This is a genomic window from Variovorax sp. GrIS 2.14, assembly GCF_046115955.1.
Taxonomy (GTDB): Bacteria; Pseudomonadota; Gammaproteobacteria; order Burkholderiales; family Burkholderiaceae_C; genus Variovorax.
In genome coordinates, this window is the sequence record NZ_JBJXIA010000001.1 from 306,127 (window position 1) to 325,047 (window position 18,921).

An 18,921-nucleotide genomic window follows, 5' to 3' on the forward strand; every position below is an offset into this window, starting at 1 on the left:
GAGGCGACCTCTCGGGTATTCAAGAAGCCATCCGCCTGTTTATACGGCGCACGCTGCTGATGTCGGCCGTGTTGTTCGCAACGGTGAGTACCACCAGCGGATTGGGATGGGCGCCAGCGACTCTTTCCGGTTGGTCGCGATGGAACCTCTGGGCTATTGCGAGCACGGCGCTACTCTGGGCGGCGGTTACCGAGCTCGACAATGGGCTTTCATCGGCGTTGAAGGCGCAAGAGCGATTCGATACATGCGCACTGATGGAAGCGGCAGCCCGCACGGCGCAGATTGCGCTTACGTTCTGGTTGGTCGTTTCGGACGGTTCTGCCCTTGTGCCCATCATTCTGGCGGTAGTCGTGACAGCGACTAAAGCTGTAGTCAAGTTCGCAGCGCTTCGACCCAACGGATTGATTCAAGATCCTCCTATTGATATCGAGAAATTCGAGCGCCTCTCCGTCGCCAATGAATTGAAGTCGAACGGCTTGTGGATCTGGCTTAGCGTGCTGAGCGGTTTGATGTTCAATGCCTTCGACCGCTGGTTCGTCGGTGCGCAGCTAGGCTCGGCCGTGCTTGTGGCCTATGCGGCCTGCACCCAGATTGCTCAGATGCCGCATGCCTTGGTGGCTGCGGCAGGCCAGACGCTTGGGCCATGGGCAGCGAAGCGGCGGGACCGCCTGGCGCAAGTCGACGTGCGTCGCAATATTCGCAAGGTTCTGGTGATAGCGACTGCTGCTGCAGCGCTGCCTTCCTTGTTGCTCCTGCTGGTACTCGAACCGCTGCTGAGCTTGTGGATCTCAACGGAGTTCGCTGTGGAGCATCTGGCGATGGCCCGCGGCATGACTTTGGCTTTCTGCTTGCTTTCGTTAAATGTGCCTGCGTATTTCTTGCTGCTTGGCTTGGGCCGAGTGCGCTCTTCGACTTTGCTGGTTGCGGTCGCTGGTGTCGTGTTCGTGGTCGGCTGTCTGCTGTTGCCGCCTAGCTTGCCGGGCTTCGTATTCATGAAAGGCCTGTTCGCCGCACTGACCATAAGTCTCGTGGTCCTTCTATTGATGCTTTCGCGGGCTCGGTCGAAATGGTGACATCTGCGATCATTTGTCGGACCTGTGGTGGACACGATACGGAAGATCTAGGCGCACTGCCCGACGTGGCCTCATTTGCTGGCGTGCGGCTGAAGGCTGCTTTGCATGGCGGGCACCTGCATCTCTGTCGTCATTGTGGCTTCGTATTTCGCGACCCGATCTTGAAAGACGACATCTACTTCGGGCTTTATTCGGCCGGAAACACGGATGTCTGGGAGTCGCAGGGCAAGCGAAAAGATTTCGAAATGGTGCGTCAGCTTATTCCCGACGCGCCCATAGATGTGCTCGACGTGGGCTGCTACACGGGGCAGCTGCTGGCTGGGCTACCAGCAGCCTGTCGTTTGCACGGTGTAGAGCCTAACGCTGCGGCTGCCGCCAAAGCGGAAGCGCGCGGCGTGCGTATTGCGGCAGACCACTGGGAGCATGCGGACAACGTGCTGTGCTACGACCTGATCACCGCGTGTGACGTGATCGAACATGTTGGCAACCCGCTCGAGTTTCTCGCTTGCTTGGCATCTCGCTTGAAGCCCGGCGGCCGGGTGATCTTGACGACAGGCAATTCAGAGGCTTGGTTGTGGAAGCAAATGCGGTCGAGGTTTTGGTATTGCCATTACCCGGAACACATCAGCTTCATTGGCCCTCGCTGGCTTTCTTTAATGTCAACGCATGCCGGGTTGCGCGTTACTCGCATTGAGCGCTTCTGCCATGCCGGTAATCTAGGACTTCTGAGCACTCTGAGCGCACTGGCACAGATGGCGATCTTCCTCGTGTCACCACTGGCCTATCGAAACTTACATCGACTGGCCACCGGTATGCATGGCGATGTGGTGCCGCCGCCGGGCGGGCGTCTGACAAAAGACCACATTTTGTGTGAGATGGTCAAAATCTGAATTGCCAAAGTAACTGCACGGTTAGCTAGTCGTCAAGCTGCAATGGCTTGTTCCCGAGCATGTGGCATGCAAGTTGAGAATTCACTTTCAATTAAACACAATGTTGGGAAGCAACTTACCAACAGCCGCTACTCGTCAGTGGACTGCCGCCGCTGTCAAGATTGGTCTGAGCGCCTGACTGGTCGACTTGGAACGAATAACATTTTGTGTCTGCCACCTGGGACGAAGTCGGAGTAGCTGTGGCTACAAAACCTGCCGGCGTCGCAGAAAATGTCGCGCTCAAAGTGTAGTAGCTCTGTCCACTGACGTTCACACTGATGGGAAATGCGGAACTACCACCGTAACCAAGTGCGGTAGGAAGATTTGTGTAGGCATTGTTAACGCTGAAATACCTCTCCTGCCGACTTGCAAGATCCAGCACTGCATTCCTAGCGTCGGCCCGACGCGATTTCAAAACGTACTGGTTGTATGAGGGATATGCAATACCTGCAAGTATTCCGACAACAGCCACGACGATCATTAATTCGATGAGCGTAAAGCCGCTTGCGCCTTTCAAGGCGCAGTTGCGGCGGTGACTGAAGTTACGCATCAGATTCATCTGTATTCCTTTTGACACTTTCTCGGAAGTCATGATCAGCGCAGCTTGATCCACGTCAACCGTCCGCCTTTGCTATTGGCGCCGGGATTGACTTGAGTGACCGATCCGACGCCACTGACAGTTTGATTGACGAGATATTTCTTGGTCGCAGTTGTCACGAACGATGGCGAACCCACTGCGCTTAATCCCACACCACTCAATACCAATCCGTTGGTGGTGACGTAATTGTTGCTGGCGTCTGCGAAGTAAGACGATGTCGCAGCCGCGCCAGTGTCTGCAGTAATCGCCATGGTGTAGCCGGAAGCCGGCTGCGAACCACAGGTCAGCGCCTGCGTGGCGCCGGGGATGGCGGTGTTGACCACGAACATCCCGTCCGAAAGAACCGGGTTGTAGACGACTTGCTCATTGGTACCGGGCAGCGCGAGCTTCCAGCCGAACTGGGTATTGCCGCCCGCACAGGTGGTGGCGCCTTTCCAGCAGATTGGATATTGCGTCACGGTCCGGACGCCCGAGATGCCACCGGAGGTGTAGGCGAGGGTCGCAGTAGTCTGTGTTTGCAATACGCCGGCGTTCACATTTTGCGGAGCGGTCAAGCTGCTGTATTGAACACCGCTGAGCGAATTCCAGCTGGCCATATCCCAGTCCCAGATGCCGAATATGTATTGGGTGCCGCTGACGGGAGTCGCAGCGGCAGTCTGTGTTTGCGGAAAGATCTGGCCGGTCCCAAAACCTACGATGACCCGTGCCGTGCCTGAAGACGTGGCTGCGGTATTGACCGTCGCGCGCGTGGTGATGGGAAGTCCACCAGTGTTGAAGATCGGCGTCGATCGCGCTGACCAGCTACCCCCGGTTGCACCGGTCACATCGAAGCGCCACATGTTGCCGAGCACGTCGCCGGCGTAGAAATAGTCCGTGACGTGGTCGCCATCGAGGTCGGCAGACGCGACGTAGGCGATGCCGTTGCGCGCAGTAGCGGTGCCCACACCGGTGTCGAGGTAGCGAAAGCTCTTCGCACCGGTGGTCTGGTCGACCGTCATTACGAAAACGCCCGCCTTGCCGCTTTTGCTGTTGAGGCCGTTGCCAAAAATTACAGCCCAGTTGCCGTCGTGAAGGCGGCGGATGATGGGAGTGCCGAAAGTACTCCCCAGGTTGTCGCGGCAAAAGGTGCTTGCCGTGTCGGTCGGGCAGGTCAAGCTCGCAGAGGTGGAAGTCCAGTCGCCGATGACCAGGCTGGCGGCATTCGCCTCGCTGAAATTTCCTGGGTTGGTGACGTCGAGGACGTAAAGGCCGCCGGTTGCCACCGTGGTGTTGTCGCCGATGACGCCACCGGCATTGCCGCCGTCGCCCAGGCCACCTGCGAGCCAGGTGTGCCAGCCCCCCTGATAGTAGAGATCGCCCGTGCCGGGCGTGGCATCCACGAAGGCGTTGTGGCTGTACTGGGGCGAGGAGTAGTCGAGCGAGGCGGCTGTGGGTGGGGTGGCGTGGATGGTGTTGAGGACCTGCGCCGGCATGTATGCCAGTAGCTCATTGCCATCGTTGGCCGCTGCCGTGTTGAAGTTGCCGCTCGAGTCGTAGGCACCGGCCCGGAACCCATGCAGCAGGCCGTCGTTGGCGCCCGCGTACACGACGTTGGTTCGGGTCGCATTGCTTGTCGCGTAGGCGCCGTAGCTCGATCCTTCGGGCATGGTGGTGGTCGGGCGAAGCGCGTCTTTCCAGATGCCTTTGTAGGGCAGGTTGGGTGCTCCGACCCATGTCGGGCTGCTGCTGACGATGTCGCCAAGCACGCTGTTTCGCGCGCGGAAAGGACCCCCGGGCGTGCCACCTACTTCTTGGGTTCGATCACCTCGAAGGTAGTCCAGGCGCGTCGAGCTGGTGGCTGTTGTTCCAGCCGTCGGGTCCAGTGCACTTTTCTGCGCGGCGGAGAGGCCGAGCCACAGCAGCGGAATGCCTGCGCTGCCGTTCCAGGTCAGAACGTTGCGTGACGAGGATCCCTGCACCGGGGTGCTGGCAGCACCCGTGGCGCTGCAGGCGCCGCCTGTGAGGACGCAACTCGCGTCCCAATTGGCGACCGGATTGATCGAGACTGTCGACGTCGTTGCGTCTTCGACAAGATTTTGCGCGGTCAGTTGGCCCCACCAGTTCACCGGGTGGTAATAGGCAAGGTAGACCTGCGTGCCGACTTGCACCTTGGCCGATTGCTGGATATTGATGCCGGCCGAGCTCGCAGCCGCGTTGATCTGCGCTGCCTTGAAGCACATGATTTCGTGCACGTTGTTGGAGCCGCCGGTGCCTGCGGAGAAGCCGAATCTGAAAGACGCAGGTAGCGGGCCGTTCGAAGCAGTGATGGACTGGTTTGTCAGTACGTTTTGCGCAATGCCACCGTTGACGCTGTAAGAGAGACTGAGCAGTCCGTCCTGCGTAAGCTTCAGTCCGTATGTGATGGGCGTAGCGTTGCCACGAAGGGGCATGTTCATGCCCTGCTGATTTGACAGGCTGAACCCTGCGGGGAGATTTGTACTTCCCCCCGGCAGCAACGGATAGTTGTATGCGAGCTCTATCGTCGTTTGAGTGCGGTTCGCGAAGCCACCCATCGTGCCGCCGCTGTAGTTCCAGACATATCCAGTTTTGCAGGTGTTCTGCACCGCAGACTGCTGGTCGCTCGCGTTGAGAGTCGTGGGGTAATAGGCGCTCGTCGCTGGCGAGGTCGACAGCGATGCGAACGCTGTCGAACCGGCGCCGCGGAGACTGATGCGCCCAGGCTGGAAGCCAGTCCCGCTGCTCGTGTTGTCGTATGAATTTGAGAAGTTGCCGTACTCGTCGATGCCAACGCCGATGTAGGCCCCGACGACGCCGTTGTACGAGCCGTTCACGTTGGAGCAGCTGTAGCCCAGGCTGCCACCCAGGCCGCCCACCGAGGGCGCCTGGCTGCCGTCGGACAGAAAGAAACTGATGCCGTCCGCTCCGGTGCCGCCGTCGCCGCCATACGTGGCCGTGGTAAAGGTGACCTGCAGTCCTTGCGTGGTGGGAAAGGTGAAGTTGGACACGATGGCGCCGGTCTGGTTGTCGCCATTGGAGCCGCCGTTTTGCGTGTCGCCATTGGTCAGGCGAAGGGCGCCGCTGCCTGCTGCATCCGGCAACCTGCCGCTCACACCGCCAACCTGTGTCTTGCCGCTGTAGTAGGTCAACCCGACACACGCGGGGATGATGGGCGAAGTCGCCGGCGGTATCACCGAGTTGTTTCCGGCAGTGAGGCACGCCCCATTCAAGCTCTTCCAGTTATAGGAAGAGGATGTTCCTGTGAGCGTGTCGCTGATCACGAGCTGTGCTTGGGCACTGAATGACAGCGCGCCGAGCGCGGCCAGTGCCAGTGCGAGGCGGAAGTATTTTGAGGTCATGTGGTCTCCTTGAACTACGGCTGACCGATGTCAGTCACGCTGAACTTCATTGCATAGGTACTTTGAACGACGCTGGCAGTCGCAGTGCTGCCGCCGTAGCCGGCACCGGTCACCTGATAAAGCATGGTCTTGCCGTCCGGAGCGAGGCCGAGGTACGACACATAGACGCTCGGCAGGGTGGCGTAGTTGATGTCGTTGGCAATCCCGGTGCTTCCGGTATTAAGGCCGCCGCCGCTCTGCACCGTCATGCTCGGCGGCTGGTAGTTGCCTCTTACGGCCCAGGGAAGTGTGCTGGACGTGGCGATGCTCATCGGCACGTTGCAGATTTTCATGGCGGTCTGATCGTTGGCGCTGAACACGCCGCTGCAGGCCGATCCACCACCGCCACTGCCGCGGCCGATCCACCATTCGCCGTATTGGAGTGCGCTTTCCGCCGCCTGTAGCGAGCGCTGCTTTTCGAGCGTGTTGCCGGCAATTTTTTCTTGCAGACCAAAACTGCGATACATGCTCACAGCCAACAACGAAACGATCACCAGAATCAACAGTGAAGTGATGAGTGCGATGCCTCGTTGGGGACGAGACCCATGGGGGTGTTGGCGTGTCACGGATTGTTCTTGAAATTGATGCTCTGGACGATGCCGGGGCCGGTCAGGAGCACGGGCGCGCTCGGCGTGGAGCTGAGCGTGTTCAGAAATCTGAGCGTGATCTGTGCGGTATGTACCCGGGCCCACAGACCGGCAGCGGCAACACCCGAGCCGGGCATGTAGGTGTCGGTGCTGTTATTCGCGTCTCCGTCGGTGTCGACGCCATAGACGATGCTCATCTGTCCGACGTTGCTGGCCAGAGCGACCGGCGTTCCCGTGCCGACCGTGCAGGTGAGTTCGTTACTCGCATTGATGGAAAAGCTGTTGATCCACACCTGCTTCACCCCAGATGTCGCGGGGTTGGTCTGACCCTGGCAGTTCATCAAGCCGTCGCCACTGGCGGTCTGGTATTGCACAGCAATGGTGTCGCTGCCCGTACCTGTGCCTAAAGTGTTGCCAGCACCGACCACGCCTTGGCCTGCTGCCAGCGCTGAGACGGTGCCGCTGGGCCAGGTCACGTTGGCCGCTGGCAGTGAAGTGATGGCGGTGCTGTTAACGGGATCGGAGAAATAGCCGGCCGATTGAATCGTCGTGGTCAGCATGGTCAGTGCGAGGCGCTCGCTGTCCTGAAGCTGTGCCAATTCGTCTTGCGCCACGAAGGTGGCCTTCATGTTGACGTAGATCGCGACGATGGCCGCCAGCATGAAAAGCGCGATCGTCAGCGAGATCATCAGCTCGATCAACGTGAAGCCGGCCTGTTGCATGCGACGGCCTCCAGACGGTGTTGAAGCAACGGAGTTCATGGTTCGACGTAGAGCGTGTAGGTTCTGGTGCCGGCGGTGGAGGCACTGTTGGACGCGGTGTTCTGGTTGGAAGACACGTACTTCTCAGTCCAGGAAACCGTCACCGTGCAGCTGATGGGCGTGCTTGCCGACACCGTGCACGTCCCTGCCGACGTGTAGGTGGGGAAAAGGCTGGCCATGCTGGCAGCCCACAACTGCAGGTCGTAGGCTGCGAGTTGTGCGGGCGTGCAAAGCGGAGCCGAAGGCAACGTCGCCGCCCGGCAAACAGGAGGCGTCGCGCTCAGCACACCGGTGGCGTCGGTGACAGTGAGTCCCGACGTACTGAATGCGGCCGGGGCGACTCCGCCCGCCCAGTAGGTCTTGTTTCCATGCATCGCCGCAGCGAGGCTCGCGCTCTGCAGTGCAATCATCGAACGACTGCTGGCAACTTGCGTGCTTGAGATTGCCAGTGCCTGCATCTTGGCGAAGCCCAGCAGGCCGACTGTCACCACGAGGACGGCAATCATCACTTCGATAAGTGTGAAGCCTTGCTGTCGACGATAAAGCGTTTGGCTTCGATTCATTGACATGTGCCTCCGTTTGCCGATTGGACTTGCTGCCGCCCCACCAAATTGACTGCGATGCAGCGAGTCGCGGCCGCGTTCAGCGGAGTGGTGTGCACTGTCAAGGTCACCGTGCCGGTGAAAGACATTGCGAATCCGTCGCGGCTGTACGAAATGGCCGAGGTGTTGCCGCTTGCAGTGAACGTATCTGTTCCGGCCAAAGCGGGTTGCTTCCTGAGTACGGTCTCGGTCGAGTCGTGAACCTGGTTGCCGTTCGCGTCTGCAAACACGAGCCATCCGGTCTTCCAGTTGCCACCGGATGCACAGGTCGAGCCGTCCGACGACGCGCAGATCGTCACGGTCTGCCCTTCCTTGATCGCCTCCGAACGGGCGAACTGCAAATCGCCGACGAAGCCATTGACTTCCCCGGACACGCGATTTCTTTGAGTCAGGTCGACGAAAGAGGGCACTGCGACCACCGCCAGGATGGCGATCACGGCAAGAACCACGAGCAACTCGATGGCGGTCATTCCCTTTTCGGCCCGCCGTATTGGCGCGCTCGAACGCAGACCCGTCCGGGCGCCTCCAAGCGCCACCATGAGAAGTCTTACAAGGGCAAACCCTCGAAGAGACGGGCTTTGCAAATTAGAGACAGTTAAGTGCATAACGGTTACAGAATGTCAGTAAACGTTAAAACTAGCAAAACCGTTCGCCCGGCCAAAACTGCCACTCGTCTTGTTGTGCCCGGAGCCACACTGCCGTCTCTGCTGCTCACTCCCCGTGCTATCCGCTCTCTCTCTGGCGCTACCCCGCCACGAAACTCCCCGACTTCCCCCCGTGCTTCTCCAGCACATGCACATCGGTGATCGTCATCCCACGGTCGACCGCTTTCACCATGTCGTAAATGGTCAGCAGTGCGACCTGAACAGCGGTCAGCGCTTCCATCTCGACACCCGTCGGCCCGACGGTCTCGACAGTCGCCTTGCAAGCCACCTGCGGCACGCCGCCCTTGACGATGGCGAATGCAATCGACACATGCGTCAGCGCCAGTGGGTGGCAAAGCGGAATGAGGTCGCTGGTTTTCTTGGCGGCCTGGATGCCGGCGATGCGCGCCACGCCGAGCACGTCGCCCTTCTTGGCGGTGCCGGATTCGATGAGCGCCAGCGTGGCGGCCTGCATCACGATGCGGCCGCTTGCAACGGCTATGCGATGGGTGGCTGTCTTGGCCGCGACATCGACCATGTGGGCATGGCCCTGGGCGTCAAAATGGGTGAGTGAACTCATGGGGTGAACGATCGGCGGAAGGCCGCATCATACGAGCCCGGCCCAGGAAAGACCGATGCCAAGCCTGACTTCAAATTCCACATCGACCCGCGCAATGAAGCCCGCACTTCGGGCGTTATGCGCTACCGTTTTGATCGCGGCGCAAGCCTTGATGCCGCCTATTGCGCGCGCGCAGTTGTTGCCCGGCATGGGAGATGGCGGCGAGATGACGGCCAGTGCCGAGCGCCGACTCGGCGACCAGATCGCGCGCGAGATCTACCGCGACACCGACTACATCGACGACCCGGTCATCGTCGAATACGTGCAGGACATCTGGCAGCGTTTGCTGGCCGCAGCACGGGTGCGTGGCGAGCTCACGCCCGAGCTCGACGAGCGCTTTGCCTGGCAGATCTTTCTGGGCCGCGACAGCACCATCAACGCCTTTGCGCTGCCGGGCGGTTACCTCGGGCTCAACCTCGGGCTGGTCGCCATCATCGGCAGCCGGGACGAGCTTGCGACCGTGCTCGGCCACGAGCTGTCGCACGTCACGCAGCGCCACATCGCACGCATCATGTCGCGCGATGCCAAGCAGATGCCGCTCATGATCGCGGCCATGGTGATCGGCATGCTCGCCGCCATGAGGGCCCGCAATGGTGACGCCGGCAACGCGATGCTGATGGGCAGCCAGGCGTATGCGATGCAAAGCCAGCTGGCCTTTTCTCGCGACATGGAGCGCGAGGCCGACCGTGTCGGCTTCGGTGTGATGACGCAAGCCGGCTACGACCCGCGCGGCGCCGAGGCGATGTTCGAAAAACTGCAGTTTGCCGCCCGGCTGAACGACAACGCCTCGTACCCGTATCTGCGCAGTCACCCGATGGACACCGAGCGCATCGCCGACATGCAGGGGCGCTTTCAGTTTCGAGACATGGATGCGGCGACCGCTTCGACCGGCGTAACGTCGAAGCGCGCCGCGTCCGTCCCAATGACGCCGGGCTTGCCACTCGTCATGGACCACGCAATGATCTCGGCCCGCGCTCGCGTGTTGACGCGGCCAGGCGTCGACGTGTTGCGCCAATGGGTCGAAGCCGGTTCCGGCAGCGACTTCACCAAGAGCACGCCGGCGCAACAAGCCGGCCTGCTCTATGCCGCGGCGTTTTCGGCCAATGAGTTGAAGGACTTCAAGGCGTCGCGCGCATTGAGCGAGCGTCTGGTTACGCGCACGGCCGGCGATGCGTCGGCATCACGTCTCGCCCGTTTGCTCGCTATTGAAATCGAACTCGACGCCGGCAACCCCACCAAGGCCACGTCGCTGCTCAACGCCAAGGCCAAAGACCGACCGGAGATGCTGCTCGCCGTGCAGGCCGCCGTTGCCACGCGCAACCCGGCGCCGATGGTGCCGGTGCTGCGCGACTACACCGCGCTGCAACCGCGTGATGCCACGGCTTGGCGTGCGCTGTCGAGCCTCTACAACGCACAGGGCGATCCGGTTCGGGCGATCCGCGCCGATGCCGAAGCCAACGTCGCCATCCTCGATTACGCCGGCGCGCGCGACCGCTACAAGGCGGCGCAGGAGTTGTCGCGCAACCTGTCGGCGCGTGGCGCATCCAACGCGGTGGACTACTACGAGGCGTCGATCATCGACACGCGCGCACGCGCTGTCGATGCGCTGGTCAAGCAGCAGGCAGAAGAGCCTCCGCTGAAGTAGGTGGCCCGCTGGGCCCGGTTCAGCGCTTGGAGAAGAGTCCGCCGAGCGCCGCTTCGATCACCAGCCCCAGCAACGAATAGATCAGCGAGCCGAGCAGCGCGGCACCAAAGCCGTTGACGTGAAAGCCGCCGAGCAACCCGGACGCGGCCCAGAACATCAACGCGTTGATGACGAACAGAAAGAGGCCGAGCGTGACGATCGTCACCGGCAGCGTGAGCACCACCAGCACCGGCCGCACGACCATGTTGAGCAGACCGATGACAGCAGCCGCTATGAGCGCCGAGCCGAAGCTCGTCACCTGCACGCCGTTGAAGAGATAAGCCACTGCCAGCAGCGCGATCGCGCTGAGCAGCCATTTCAGGATGAGTCGCATGCGGTCAGGATACCGCAGCGACCGGGGTTGTCACTCGCTTGAAATCAGTCGCTCAATTCGCCAGCGATGACCAGCAGCGCGCCCATGCCCACTACCGCGCCGGGCAGCGCCCAGCCCGGTGCTGCAGGCGGCTTCTGGCCGGGCGCGACGGGCTCCAGATCGACCCCGATCTTGGGCCGGCGTGCGTCCACTACCGTGGCCTTACCGTGGATCTGCCGAAGATGCTGCGTCATCTCGGTCAGCGAGCCGCCGGCCAGCATCGGCGTGACCTGGTCGCCGACCGCTTCGAGCAAAGGCACCAGTTGCGCCTGCATCTTGGCGAACCATTTGCCGCGCCAGTTTTCACGCGCACTGTGGCTCACCCATTTGCTGATGCGCTGCGTCATGCGCGGTGCGCAGGCGACCACGATCCAGTGTCTGGGTTCGAAAGCGGCGCGGGCATCGACACCCAAGGTGCCCGGCACTGTCGATGCGCTCTCATCGTCCAGCGCCACCGGCACGCCGGGTGCCAATTTGGCAAGGTGCTCGCGGGCATAAACCGCGTCGTCCACGTACAGGATGATCGTTTCCATGGTGTTGCTCCTTCGTTGAAAAGCTGCCGAATGCGACTTCAAACGTTCAAGGTCGCTCCGGGTGCGGCGTCTTGTCTTGTTGTTGTTGTTGTTGTTCGGGCGCTTCGCCTTTGGCGGAACGTTCCGCTGAAGGCTTGCGCGTCGCGAGCCAGGCTGCGCCCAGCACCAGGGCGATGCAGGCGGCTTCGACTGCGTAGCGCAACGCAGTGGCGGGCGCCCCACGCGTGCCGAAGATGTCGGCGAGGAACGGTTCCGCCACGATCATCTTGGCGGCGGTGTACGCGAGCACTGCCGCGCCGATGTACGTGATCGACGGATAGCGCTCGACCAGTTTCAACACCAGGGTGCTGCCGAACACCACGATCGGAATGCTGATCACCAGGCCGATGACGACCAGGCCGAACTCGCCGTGCGCCGCGCCGGCCACGCCGAGCACGTTGTCGATGCCCATCAGCGCATCGGCCACCACGATGGTCTTCATCGCGCCCCAGAAGGTGGACGCGCCGGCCCCGTGTTCCTGTTCCCCGCTTGAGTCGGCAATGAGCTTGTAGGCGATCCACAGCAGGCCGACACCGCCGACCAGCATCAACCCCGGCACCTTCAGCAGCCACACCACGCCGATGGTCATGGCCGAGCGCAGCACGATGGCGCCGACGGTCCCCCAGGCGATGGCCTTCTTCTGCAGCTTGGGTGGCAACCGGCGTGCCGCGAGCGCAATGACGATCGCGTTGTCGCCGGCGAGCACCAGGTCGATGACGATGATCGCCAGCAGGGCCGACCACCAGGGGGCTGAAAGAAACTCCATGTGCAAAGCACTCCGATCTGTTTTTCGTTCTACTGGTCCGGTGCCGCATGGGTCGGAACGTTTGAATGAAAGACCGGGTGTGCCGGGGGGCTTGCAAACGACGCTTCGACCAACCTGACAACAGGTTCAATCGAAGGTCTTGCTCGACATCGCGCACTGCTCTGATGCACTGCGCGTTGCCCGACAGGCCGGAAGCATGAGGCTCCGTATTGACGACCTGTCGATATCCGCTGCAGTAGATGCAACGGGCGGGAGCTACTCCCCTTCGTGTCCAGATTAGAACATCGGCCTTCGACGGCTGACAACCCCAAAAATCATTGCGCTTAAAAGAATCGATGGCAGAAGCCGCGCTGCCACTGGCATCAGTGCTATCAATTTAAGAGCGAACAAACCCATGACAACGCTTGGGACATTGCCCGTCTATGATGAGTTTCACTCTCCAGCTCGCTGTTTTCTTCCCGCTTGTTTTCCGTATGGCCGCCATTCACATCACCGACATCGAGGCCGCCATCAACTTCTGGCGCGACAAAAAGCCTTCCCCAGACGGCATCACACTGGCGCCTGAAATTCGCGACCTCGCAGAGGTCTACGCGCTCATGGTCTATCACCATGAAGACTACGTCGACGAGGTCGGCTTCCCGAAAGATGCATGGGCAGCATGGCTTACTTGGTATGAGACGACGCCCGACACGCCCTGCATCGCGATCTGCTCCACGAGTCAGGGCGACGATGAGTGCAAGGGCTGTGGCCGCACCTTCGGCGAGGTGCAGCACTGGCCCGCGATGACGCCGGCTGCCAAGCGCGAGACCTGGCGCCGCATCACGATGGAAGACACGGCCTGGCGCTTCAACAAGTACGCCGAGCGGGCGCGTGAAGCGGAGCAGGTCTGGCCCGATGACGGCACCGACACCAAGCCACCGGGCTGACCATGCGCCGACTCGCGCAAGCACCCAACCTCGCGATCGCGACGCTCTGGGCGCACGCGCTTCGCGAAGACGGCATTGGCGCGACGGTGCAGCGCGAGTACCTCGGTGCGGCTGCCGGCCAGTTGCCGCCCGACCAGTGCCTGCCTGAAATATGGATCGACGACGCGACGCAGCTCGAAACTGCCGAGCGCTTGCTGCACGAGTTGAAGAACCGACCGCAACGCCGATGGGTGTGCGAGTGCGGTGAGCTGGTCGAAGGCGGCTTCGAGCAATGCTGGCACTGCGGCCGGATGATGCCGGCCTGAACTCTTGCTGCGGCGCTGCGGCTGGCTCTATTTGAGCCGAATCAGCTCGATGTCGATGCTCTTCACGCCATCGCCCAGCATCAACGTGCCTTCCTGAATCGTCGCCTGCAATTGCATGCTGCGCTGCGCCAGTGCAGCGACAGCCTGCGACGTCTCGCTCGGCACGCGCCACACCTGCAAATTCTGCGGCCGCGTCAGCTTGGTTTCGATGCCCTTCCACCAGATGCCGGCCGCATGGCTGAAGCAATACAACAGCACCTCGTCTGCCTTGCCGCAAGCCTTGATGAGCGGCTTTTCTTCAGGCTGACCGACCTCGATCCACACGCGCGTGCGCCCAGTGAAATCGCGCAGCGACACATCCGGATCGTCCGGGTTCGACAGCCCCGCGCCAAAGGCCAGCACGCCATCGCCATCGCACACGCTCTGCAGCTTGTAGGCGTTGAGCGCCAGCGCGATGAGCCGAATCATCATCCGTTCGTCGTTCTCGCTCGGATGCCGCGCCAGCGTGAGTTGATGGTCCGCGTAGTAGCTGTGGTCGATGTCGGCGACCGCGAGGTTCGCTTTGAAGATGGTGGATTTGAGTGCCATCAGGCGCGCTTCGCCAGCTCTGCTGCCTTGCCGATGTAGCTCGCAGGCGTCATCGCCAGCAGCCGCTCTTTTTCCGTCTCGGGAATCTCCAGCGAGCGGATCAATCCGTGCAGTGCTTCAGACGTCACCGTCTTGCCGCGCGTCACTTCTTTCAACTGTTCGTACGCGCCCTGCACGCCGAAGCGGCGCATCACGGTCTGGATCGGTTCGGCCAGCACTTCCCATGATGCGTCGAGGTCGTCGGCGAGCGCTTCTTCGTTCAGCTCCAGTTTGCCGAGGCCGATCGAGAGGCTCGAGTACGCCAGCACGGCATAGCCGAAAGCCACGCCGACGTTGCGCAGCACGGTGCTGTCGGTGAGGTCGCGTTGCCAGCGGCTGATGGGCAGCTTTTCGCTAAGGTGCCGCAGCAGGGCGTTGGCGAGGCCGAGATTGCCTTCCGCGTTTTCGAAGTCGATCGGGTTGACCTTGTGCGGCATGGTGGATGAGCCGATCTCGCCCTTCTTCAGCCGCTGCTTGAAATAGCCGAGGCTCACGTAGCCCCAGATGTCACGCGAGAAGTCGATGAGGATGGTGTCGGCACGCGCCACGGCGTCGAACAACTCGGCCATGTAGTCGTGCGGTTCGATCTGGATGCTGTAGGGCTGAAACGTCAGGCCCAATCCGAGGGGTGCCGGCGTCTCGACGACCTTGCGGCTGAACGCCTCCCAATCGAAATCGGGCCACGCCGCCATGTGCGCGTTGTAGTTTCCGACAGCGCCGTTCATCTTGCCGAGCAGGTCGACCTTGGCGATCTGCTCGCGGGCCTTGGCCAGGCGCACCGCGACGTTGGCGATCTCTTTGCCGACGGTGGTCGGGCTCGCCGTCTGGCCGTGCGTGCGCGCCAGCATGGAGACGTCGGCGAACTGGTGGGCCATATCGCGCAGCTTGGTGATGAGCCCGTCGATGGCGGGCAGCACGACGACGTCGCGCGCGGCCTGAATCTGCAGCGCATGGCTGGTGTTGTTGATGTCTTCGCTGGTGCAGGCGAAGTGCACGAACTCCGCGGCGGAGAGCAGCTCCGGCCGCGCCTCGAACTTGGACTTGATCCAGTACTCGACGGCTTTCACGTCGTGGTTGGTGACCTTTTCGATCTCCTTGATCGCGAGCGCATCGGCTTCGCTGAAATGCGAGACGAGGCCGAGCAAATACTTGCGCGCGCCGCCGGTGAGCGGCTTGAACTCGACGAAGCCGCAGTCCGAGAGCGCGATGAACCAGGCCACCTCGACTTGCACGCGACGGTGCATGTAGCCCTGCTCGCTCATCAACGGGCGGAGCGCCGAGAGTCGCGACGCGTAGCGGCCATCGAGGGGGGAAAGAGCGGAAACGGTAGAGAAGGCCATGGGCCAATTTTAGGCGGCGGAGACCGGGGCCTAAATGGCCACAGCGGCTCTTACTCCTGCGCGGCGTTTTTGAAGAACTCGATGCGCTCTGCGGTCGCGGGATGCGACGAGAACGCCAGCCCGATCGCATCGTCACCTGCCGTGCCGTCCTTTTCGCCCTTCTTACCGTTTCGATCTGTGCGCCAACGCTCGAGCGCCTCGAAGAAAGTCGCCATGGCGCGCGGCGAGATGCCGCTGGCGCGCATCAGCCGCACGGATTCGGCATCGGCTTCGCGCTCCAGGTCGCGCGAATAGCCGAGCGTGGCCAGCAACACGGGCGCGCTGCCGATCAGCGTGCCGTAGTCGCCGAAAGCGATCGACACAGCGAAGCCCACCGCCGACGCCTGCACCAGTTGCCGCATCGCGTGGCGTCGCAGCACATGGCCGAACTCGTGTCCCAGCACGCCGAGCACGGCATCGTCGTTGCCCGGCATGAGCTCGACCAGCGCGTCGGTCAGCACGATGGTGCCGCCGGGCAGCGCCAGTGCGTTGGGTCCGAAGCGCGGATCGCGGGCGCTGCGGAACTCGAGCTGCACCTCGGGCGCGCCATCGGGATGGGCCCGATGGATCATCCGCGCGAAGCCGTCGCGGATGCGCTGCTGGGCGTCTGGCGGCAAGGTCGTCGGCTTGAGCAAGCTGTCGTCGAGCGACGCCAGCACCTGCTGCCCGACCAGCGCGTCGACACTGCGCGGCACGGCCGCCGTCACGCCTGTGGCGACCCAGGGCAAGCCCCATTGGTACATCGCGGCGACAGCGCCGAGGAGCAGCACCAGCGCGACTGCGACGCTGCGCCAGGTTTGCTGCGCGCGCACCACCCAGCTGTCGTTTCGATGGTGGCGGCCGACCCAGTCGTCCCAGGCACCCACGTCGAGCGCTTGCAGGCTCGCGCCGTCGGGCAGCTGCGCGAGGCGTCCCCCATGGCGGGTGCGCTCGGGCCAGCGGACCGCGCTGAGGGGCACGGACAGCGGCGCGAACGCGCCCTCTTCGGTGGGCGTGATGAGAAGCATGCGTTCGCGCGTTTGCAGCAGCGCGGCGTGCGGCCGGCTGTGGACGCCGTCGAAGAAGCGCGCCGACAGCGCGTCGTGTGGAGCCTCGCTCACCAAAGGCTCACAACCCGATGTCCATGCCGAACAGATCCGCAGCCATGTCACCCGCCGCCGTCGGGTTTTCACGCGCCGCGGTCTGCGTGATGTCGTCGAGCGCAATGCGCGTTTCAAGCACCACGGCTTCCAGTTGCGCGCGCCGCGTGCCGATCACCGCAAACGGCCAGTACAGGCCCAGCGTCAAAAAGATCAGCAGATAGTTCTTGAACTGCAATGGCAGATAGCGCTTGAGCTTCAATTGGCTGTCGAAGCGCATGAGGTCGTTGCCGGTGGTCGACCAGAGCAGGTTCTGCAGGCGCACTTGCAGGTACGACTTGGGCAGCACGTTGAGCAAGAAGACGCCGCCGATGCCGAGCACGAACGACAGGATGATGAAGGTCGCGCCCAGGCCGCCGCCGCTCTTGCGGCTCGCATAGCCGGTGAACGCGAAGATGGCCACGACGCCGAGCAACGCAATCACCGCCACGAACCCCAGGCCCATCAACTTGATGAAGATGCCGTAGAGCACGCCCACGTCGGCGCTGAGGCGCGTTTGCAGGCCGCCGATCGCGTAGTGGTTGTGCTGGTAGCGCTTCAGGCGCCAGAGAAAGTAGGGCAGGCCGAGAAAGAAGATCGTCATACCGATGCCGACCAGCGATGTCGCCAACACGGGCAAGGTGCCCGGCTTGATGCCGTCGGTCGGGCCAGCCAATGCACCCGCCAGCGCCACGGGCAACAGTGCGAGCGCAAGCGGCGGCAGCATCGCCGCATACGCGCCGCGCGTGCTGCCGGCAAAGTGAAAGCGCAGCCCGCGCCAACTGGTGTTGGCGAGCCGGAAGCGCATCGATGCGCGGAACAGCGCCGGCCACAGCAAGACGAACGCCAGCGCCGCGAACAACGCCGCCCAGCCAGAGAAATTGCTGCCGACCGAGTAGACGATCAGGAAGGCGGCGGCAATGAGCGTGCCGCGCAGCATCTTGACCGGCTGGCCATGAAAGTCGAGCGCGTCGCCGCCGACCCAGGTGTTGCTGTAGAAATATTTGAGCTTGCGCACTTTGGCCCATGGCAGGTAGAGCCCGAGCGTCACGACGATCAGCAGCAGGTTGACGATCCAGATGCGGAAATACTCGCTGCCGCTCGCCGTGAATTCGATCGGATGGCGGTGCGGTGGCCCGCTTTCCGGCCGCGCCTCGATCTGCATGTCTATGCCCATGATCCTTCTCCCTGCGTTGTTAGTGCCCGACATTTTGCCCTGCACCGTCCCCTAGAATGAGGTCGAAACTACACGTCACCCGAGGGAGAGAGTCCACATGAAATTGATCGGATCTGCTGCCAGCCCCTATGTGCGCAAGGTGCGCGTGGTGCTGGCCGAAAAGCGACTCGAATACCAGTTCGTGATCGAAGACGTCTGGGCGGCCGACAGCACCATCTCGACGTCCAACCCGCTCGGCAAAGTGCCTTGCCTGATCATGGATGGCAGCGAGGCCATGTTCGATTCGCGCGTGATCGTCGAGTATCTCGACACGCTGTCGCCGGTCGGCAAGCTCATTCCGGCGCAAAGCCGCGAGCGGGCCGAAGTCAAAACCTGGGAAGCGCTGGCCGATGGCGTCATGGACGCCGGTATCGCGTGGCGGCTCGAAGCCACCTGGTCGAACCGTGCCGACACCGAGCGCAGTCAGGCGTGGATGGACCGCCAGAGCGTCAAGATCGAGAACGGCATTGCCGCCATGGCCAAGGGCTTGGGCGACAAGCCTTTTTGCAGCGGCATTCACCTGAGCCTGTCGGACATCGCGGTCGGTTGCGCGCTGGGCTGGCTCACCTATCGCTTTCCGGAGATCGATTGGCGCGCCAATCACGGGAATCTCGCGAAGCTCCACGACAAGTTGATGTTGCGTCCGAGTTTTGCCGACACCCAGCCCTGAAGGCACATCGCACTGCACCAATGAAAACGGCACCCGAGGGTGCCGTTTTTCTTTCGTACAAAAATGTTGCGAGGTGC

Annotated in this window: 20 protein-coding genes; 6 read left to right on the plus strand and 14 right to left on the minus strand. The window is 62.1% G+C overall.

Annotation, left to right across the window (positions count from 1 at the left end):
• The first annotated feature begins 254 nt into the window (after positions 1-254).
• Both RCH10_RS01495 and RCH10_RS01500 read left to right on the plus strand, forming a co-directional pair.
• A complete protein-coding gene (locus tag RCH10_RS01495; protein WP_409050973.1) occupies positions 255-1,073 on the plus strand; it encodes a hypothetical protein in 819 nt (272 codons plus the stop codon).
• The gene (locus RCH10_RS01500; RefSeq protein ID WP_409050974.1) at positions 1,067-1,963 is read left to right on the plus strand and encodes a class I SAM-dependent methyltransferase; all 897 of its coding nucleotides are present in this window, start codon (positions 1,067-1,069) and stop codon (positions 1,961-1,963) included. The genes RCH10_RS01495 and RCH10_RS01500 overlap by 7 nt, the downstream gene beginning before the upstream one ends.
• A gap of 115 nt (positions 1,964-2,078) precedes the next feature.
• Here the strand turns inward: RCH10_RS01500 and RCH10_RS01505 are convergent, their stop codons facing one another.
• The 7 genes from RCH10_RS01505 to moaC all read right to left on the minus strand — a co-directional run bounded on the left by RCH10_RS01505 (position 2,079) and on the right by moaC (position 9,169).
• Entirely contained in the window at positions 2,079-2,615 is a 537-nt protein-coding gene (locus tag RCH10_RS01505; protein ID WP_315971444.1) for a type IV pilin protein, read from the minus strand.
• Positions 2,597-5,956 (minus strand): pilus assembly protein, encoded by a 3,360-nt coding sequence (locus RCH10_RS01510; protein WP_409050975.1) that lies wholly within the window; start codon positions 5,954-5,956, stop codon positions 2,597-2,599. The genes RCH10_RS01505 and RCH10_RS01510 overlap by 19 nt, the downstream gene beginning before the upstream one ends.
• A 14-nt stretch (positions 5,957-5,970) precedes the next feature.
• Positions 5,971-6,561, minus strand: a complete 591-nt coding sequence (locus RCH10_RS01515) for a PilX N-terminal domain-containing pilus assembly protein (RefSeq protein WP_409050976.1) — start codon at positions 6,559-6,561, stop codon at positions 5,971-5,973.
• A complete protein-coding gene (locus RCH10_RS01520; protein ID WP_409050977.1) occupies positions 6,558-7,304 on the minus strand; it encodes a prepilin-type N-terminal cleavage/methylation domain-containing protein in 747 nt (248 codons plus the stop codon). Before RCH10_RS01520 ends, RCH10_RS01515 begins: the two co-directional genes overlap by 4 nt.
• Before the next feature lie 35 nt (positions 7,305-7,339).
• Positions 7,340-7,906, minus strand: coding sequence for a type IV pilus modification protein PilV (pilV, locus tag RCH10_RS01525; protein WP_323500470.1), 567 nt, complete (start codon positions 7,904-7,906; stop codon positions 7,340-7,342).
• Complete coding sequence (locus RCH10_RS01530) at positions 7,903-8,484, minus strand: GspH/FimT family pseudopilin (protein ID WP_409050978.1); 582 nt, start codon at positions 8,482-8,484, stop codon at positions 7,903-7,905. The genes pilV and RCH10_RS01530 overlap by 4 nt, the downstream gene beginning before the upstream one ends.
• Before the next feature lie 205 nt (positions 8,485-8,689).
• A complete protein-coding gene (gene moaC, locus RCH10_RS01535) occupies positions 8,690-9,169 on the minus strand; it encodes a cyclic pyranopterin monophosphate synthase MoaC (protein ID WP_409050979.1) in 480 nt (159 codons plus the stop codon).
• 55 nt (positions 9,170-9,224) lie between these two features.
• Here moaC and RCH10_RS01540 point away from each other — a divergent pair, with 55 nt between their 5' ends.
• Complete coding sequence (locus RCH10_RS01540; RefSeq protein ID WP_409050980.1) at positions 9,225-10,853, plus strand: M48 family metalloprotease; 1,629 nt, start codon at positions 9,225-9,227, stop codon at positions 10,851-10,853.
• A 19-nt stretch (positions 10,854-10,872) separates the two neighbouring features.
• Here the strand turns inward: RCH10_RS01540 and RCH10_RS01545 are convergent, their stop codons facing one another.
• From RCH10_RS01545 to RCH10_RS01555, 3 genes are read right to left on the minus strand one after another with little or no spacing between them, the layout of a single operon-like run.
• The gene (locus RCH10_RS01545) at positions 10,873-11,226 is read right to left on the minus strand and encodes a phage holin family protein (RefSeq protein ID WP_323500473.1); all 354 of its coding nucleotides are present in this window, start codon (positions 11,224-11,226) and stop codon (positions 10,873-10,875) included.
• Positions 11,227-11,270: 44 nt separating this feature from the next.
• Positions 11,271-11,798, minus strand: a complete 528-nt coding sequence (locus RCH10_RS01550; RefSeq protein ID WP_409050981.1) for a hypothetical protein — start codon at positions 11,796-11,798, stop codon at positions 11,271-11,273.
• Positions 11,799-11,844: 46 nt separating this feature from the next.
• Entirely contained in the window at positions 11,845-12,603 is a 759-nt protein-coding gene (locus RCH10_RS01555) for a TerC family protein (RefSeq protein ID WP_409050982.1), read from the minus strand.
• A 473-nt stretch (positions 12,604-13,076) separates the two neighbouring features.
• On the opposite strand from RCH10_RS01555, the gene RCH10_RS01560 reads away from it, so the two are divergent.
• Together RCH10_RS01560 and RCH10_RS01565 are read left to right on the plus strand one after the other, a co-directional pair.
• On the plus strand, positions 13,077-13,529 hold the full coding sequence (locus RCH10_RS01560) for a DUF3717 domain-containing protein (RefSeq protein WP_323500476.1): 453 nt from the start codon (positions 13,077-13,079) through the stop codon (positions 13,527-13,529).
• A gap of 2 nt (positions 13,530-13,531) precedes the next feature.
• Positions 13,532-13,834: a putative signal transducing protein gene (locus RCH10_RS01565; protein ID WP_187053619.1), complete on the plus strand. Its 303-nt coding sequence runs from the start codon at positions 13,532-13,534 to the stop codon at positions 13,832-13,834.
• Between the two features lie 27 nt (positions 13,835-13,861).
• On the opposite strand, the gene RCH10_RS01570 is transcribed toward RCH10_RS01565, so the two are convergent.
• From RCH10_RS01570 to RCH10_RS01585, 4 genes are read right to left on the minus strand one after another with little or no spacing between them, the layout of a single operon-like run.
• Positions 13,862-14,422 carry a YaeQ family protein gene (locus tag RCH10_RS01570; RefSeq protein ID WP_187053618.1) on the minus strand — a complete coding sequence of 187 codons (561 nt, stop codon included), beginning with the start codon at positions 14,420-14,422 and terminating at the stop codon, positions 13,862-13,864.
• Positions 14,422-15,801: an adenylosuccinate lyase gene (purB, locus tag RCH10_RS01575; RefSeq protein ID WP_409050983.1), complete on the minus strand. Its 1,380-nt coding sequence runs from the start codon at positions 15,799-15,801 to the stop codon at positions 14,422-14,424. The genes RCH10_RS01570 and purB overlap by 1 nt, the downstream gene beginning before the upstream one ends.
• 50 nt (positions 15,802-15,851) lie before the next feature.
• Positions 15,852-16,940, minus strand: a complete 1,089-nt coding sequence (locus RCH10_RS01580; protein ID WP_409050984.1) for a M48 family metallopeptidase — start codon at positions 16,938-16,940, stop codon at positions 15,852-15,854.
• Between the two features lie 7 nt (positions 16,941-16,947).
• A complete protein-coding gene (locus RCH10_RS01585; protein WP_409050985.1) occupies positions 16,948-18,135 on the minus strand; it encodes a YjgN family protein in 1,188 nt (395 codons plus the stop codon).
• A 97-nt stretch (positions 18,136-18,232) separates the two neighbouring features.
• Between RCH10_RS01585 and RCH10_RS01590 the strand changes: the two genes are divergently transcribed.
• Positions 18,233-18,844, plus strand: a complete 612-nt coding sequence (locus RCH10_RS01590; protein WP_409050986.1) for a glutathione S-transferase N-terminal domain-containing protein — start codon at positions 18,233-18,235, stop codon at positions 18,842-18,844.
• The last annotated feature ends 77 nt before the right edge of the window (positions 18,845-18,921 follow it).

What these genes read in the sequence shown, in the direction of transcription:
- RCH10_RS01495 (WP_409050973.1), top strand. Translation starts at nt 255, where the DNA reads ATGGAAGCGGCAGCCCGCACGGCGCAGATTGCGCTTACGTTCTGGTTG.
- RCH10_RS01500 (WP_409050974.1), top strand. Translation starts at nt 1,067, where the DNA reads ATGGTGACATCTGCGATCATTTGTCGGACCTGTGGTGGACACGATACG.
- RCH10_RS01510 (WP_409050975.1), bottom strand. Translation starts at nt 5,956, where the DNA reads ATGACCTCAAAATACTTCCGCCTCGCACTGGCACTGGCCGCGCTCGGC.
- RCH10_RS01520 (WP_409050977.1), bottom strand. Translation starts at nt 7,304, where the DNA reads ATGCAACAGGCCGGCTTCACGTTGATCGAGCTGATGATCTCGCTGACG.
- pilV (WP_323500470.1), bottom strand. Translation starts at nt 7,906, where the DNA reads ATGAATCGAAGCCAAACGCTTTATCGTCGACAGCAAGGCTTCACACTT.
- RCH10_RS01530 (WP_409050978.1), bottom strand. Translation starts at nt 8,484, where the DNA reads ATGGTGGCGCTTGGAGGCGCCCGGACGGGTCTGCGTTCGAGCGCGCCA.
- moaC (WP_409050979.1), bottom strand. Translation starts at nt 9,169, where the DNA reads ATGAGTTCACTCACCCATTTTGACGCCCAGGGCCATGCCCACATGGTC.
- RCH10_RS01540 (WP_409050980.1), top strand. Translation starts at nt 9,225, where the DNA reads ATGCCAAGCCTGACTTCAAATTCCACATCGACCCGCGCAATGAAGCCC.
- RCH10_RS01545 (WP_323500473.1), bottom strand. Translation starts at nt 11,226, where the DNA reads ATGCGACTCATCCTGAAATGGCTGCTCAGCGCGATCGCGCTGCTGGCA.
- RCH10_RS01550 (WP_409050981.1), bottom strand. Translation starts at nt 11,798, where the DNA reads ATGGAAACGATCATCCTGTACGTGGACGACGCGGTTTATGCCCGCGAG.
- RCH10_RS01555 (WP_409050982.1), bottom strand. Translation starts at nt 12,603, where the DNA reads ATGGAGTTTCTTTCAGCCCCCTGGTGGTCGGCCCTGCTGGCGATCATC.
- RCH10_RS01560 (WP_323500476.1), top strand. Translation starts at nt 13,077, where the DNA reads ATGGCCGCCATTCACATCACCGACATCGAGGCCGCCATCAACTTCTGG.
- RCH10_RS01565 (WP_187053619.1), top strand. Translation starts at nt 13,532, where the DNA reads ATGCGCCGACTCGCGCAAGCACCCAACCTCGCGATCGCGACGCTCTGG.
- RCH10_RS01570 (WP_187053618.1), bottom strand. Translation starts at nt 14,422, where the DNA reads ATGGCACTCAAATCCACCATCTTCAAAGCGAACCTCGCGGTCGCCGAC.
- purB (WP_409050983.1), bottom strand. Translation starts at nt 15,801, where the DNA reads ATGGCCTTCTCTACCGTTTCCGCTCTTTCCCCCCTCGATGGCCGCTAC.
- RCH10_RS01585 (WP_409050985.1), bottom strand. Translation starts at nt 18,135, where the DNA reads ATGGGCATAGACATGCAGATCGAGGCGCGGCCGGAAAGCGGGCCACCG.
- RCH10_RS01590 (WP_409050986.1), top strand. Translation starts at nt 18,233, where the DNA reads ATGAAATTGATCGGATCTGCTGCCAGCCCCTATGTGCGCAAGGTGCGC.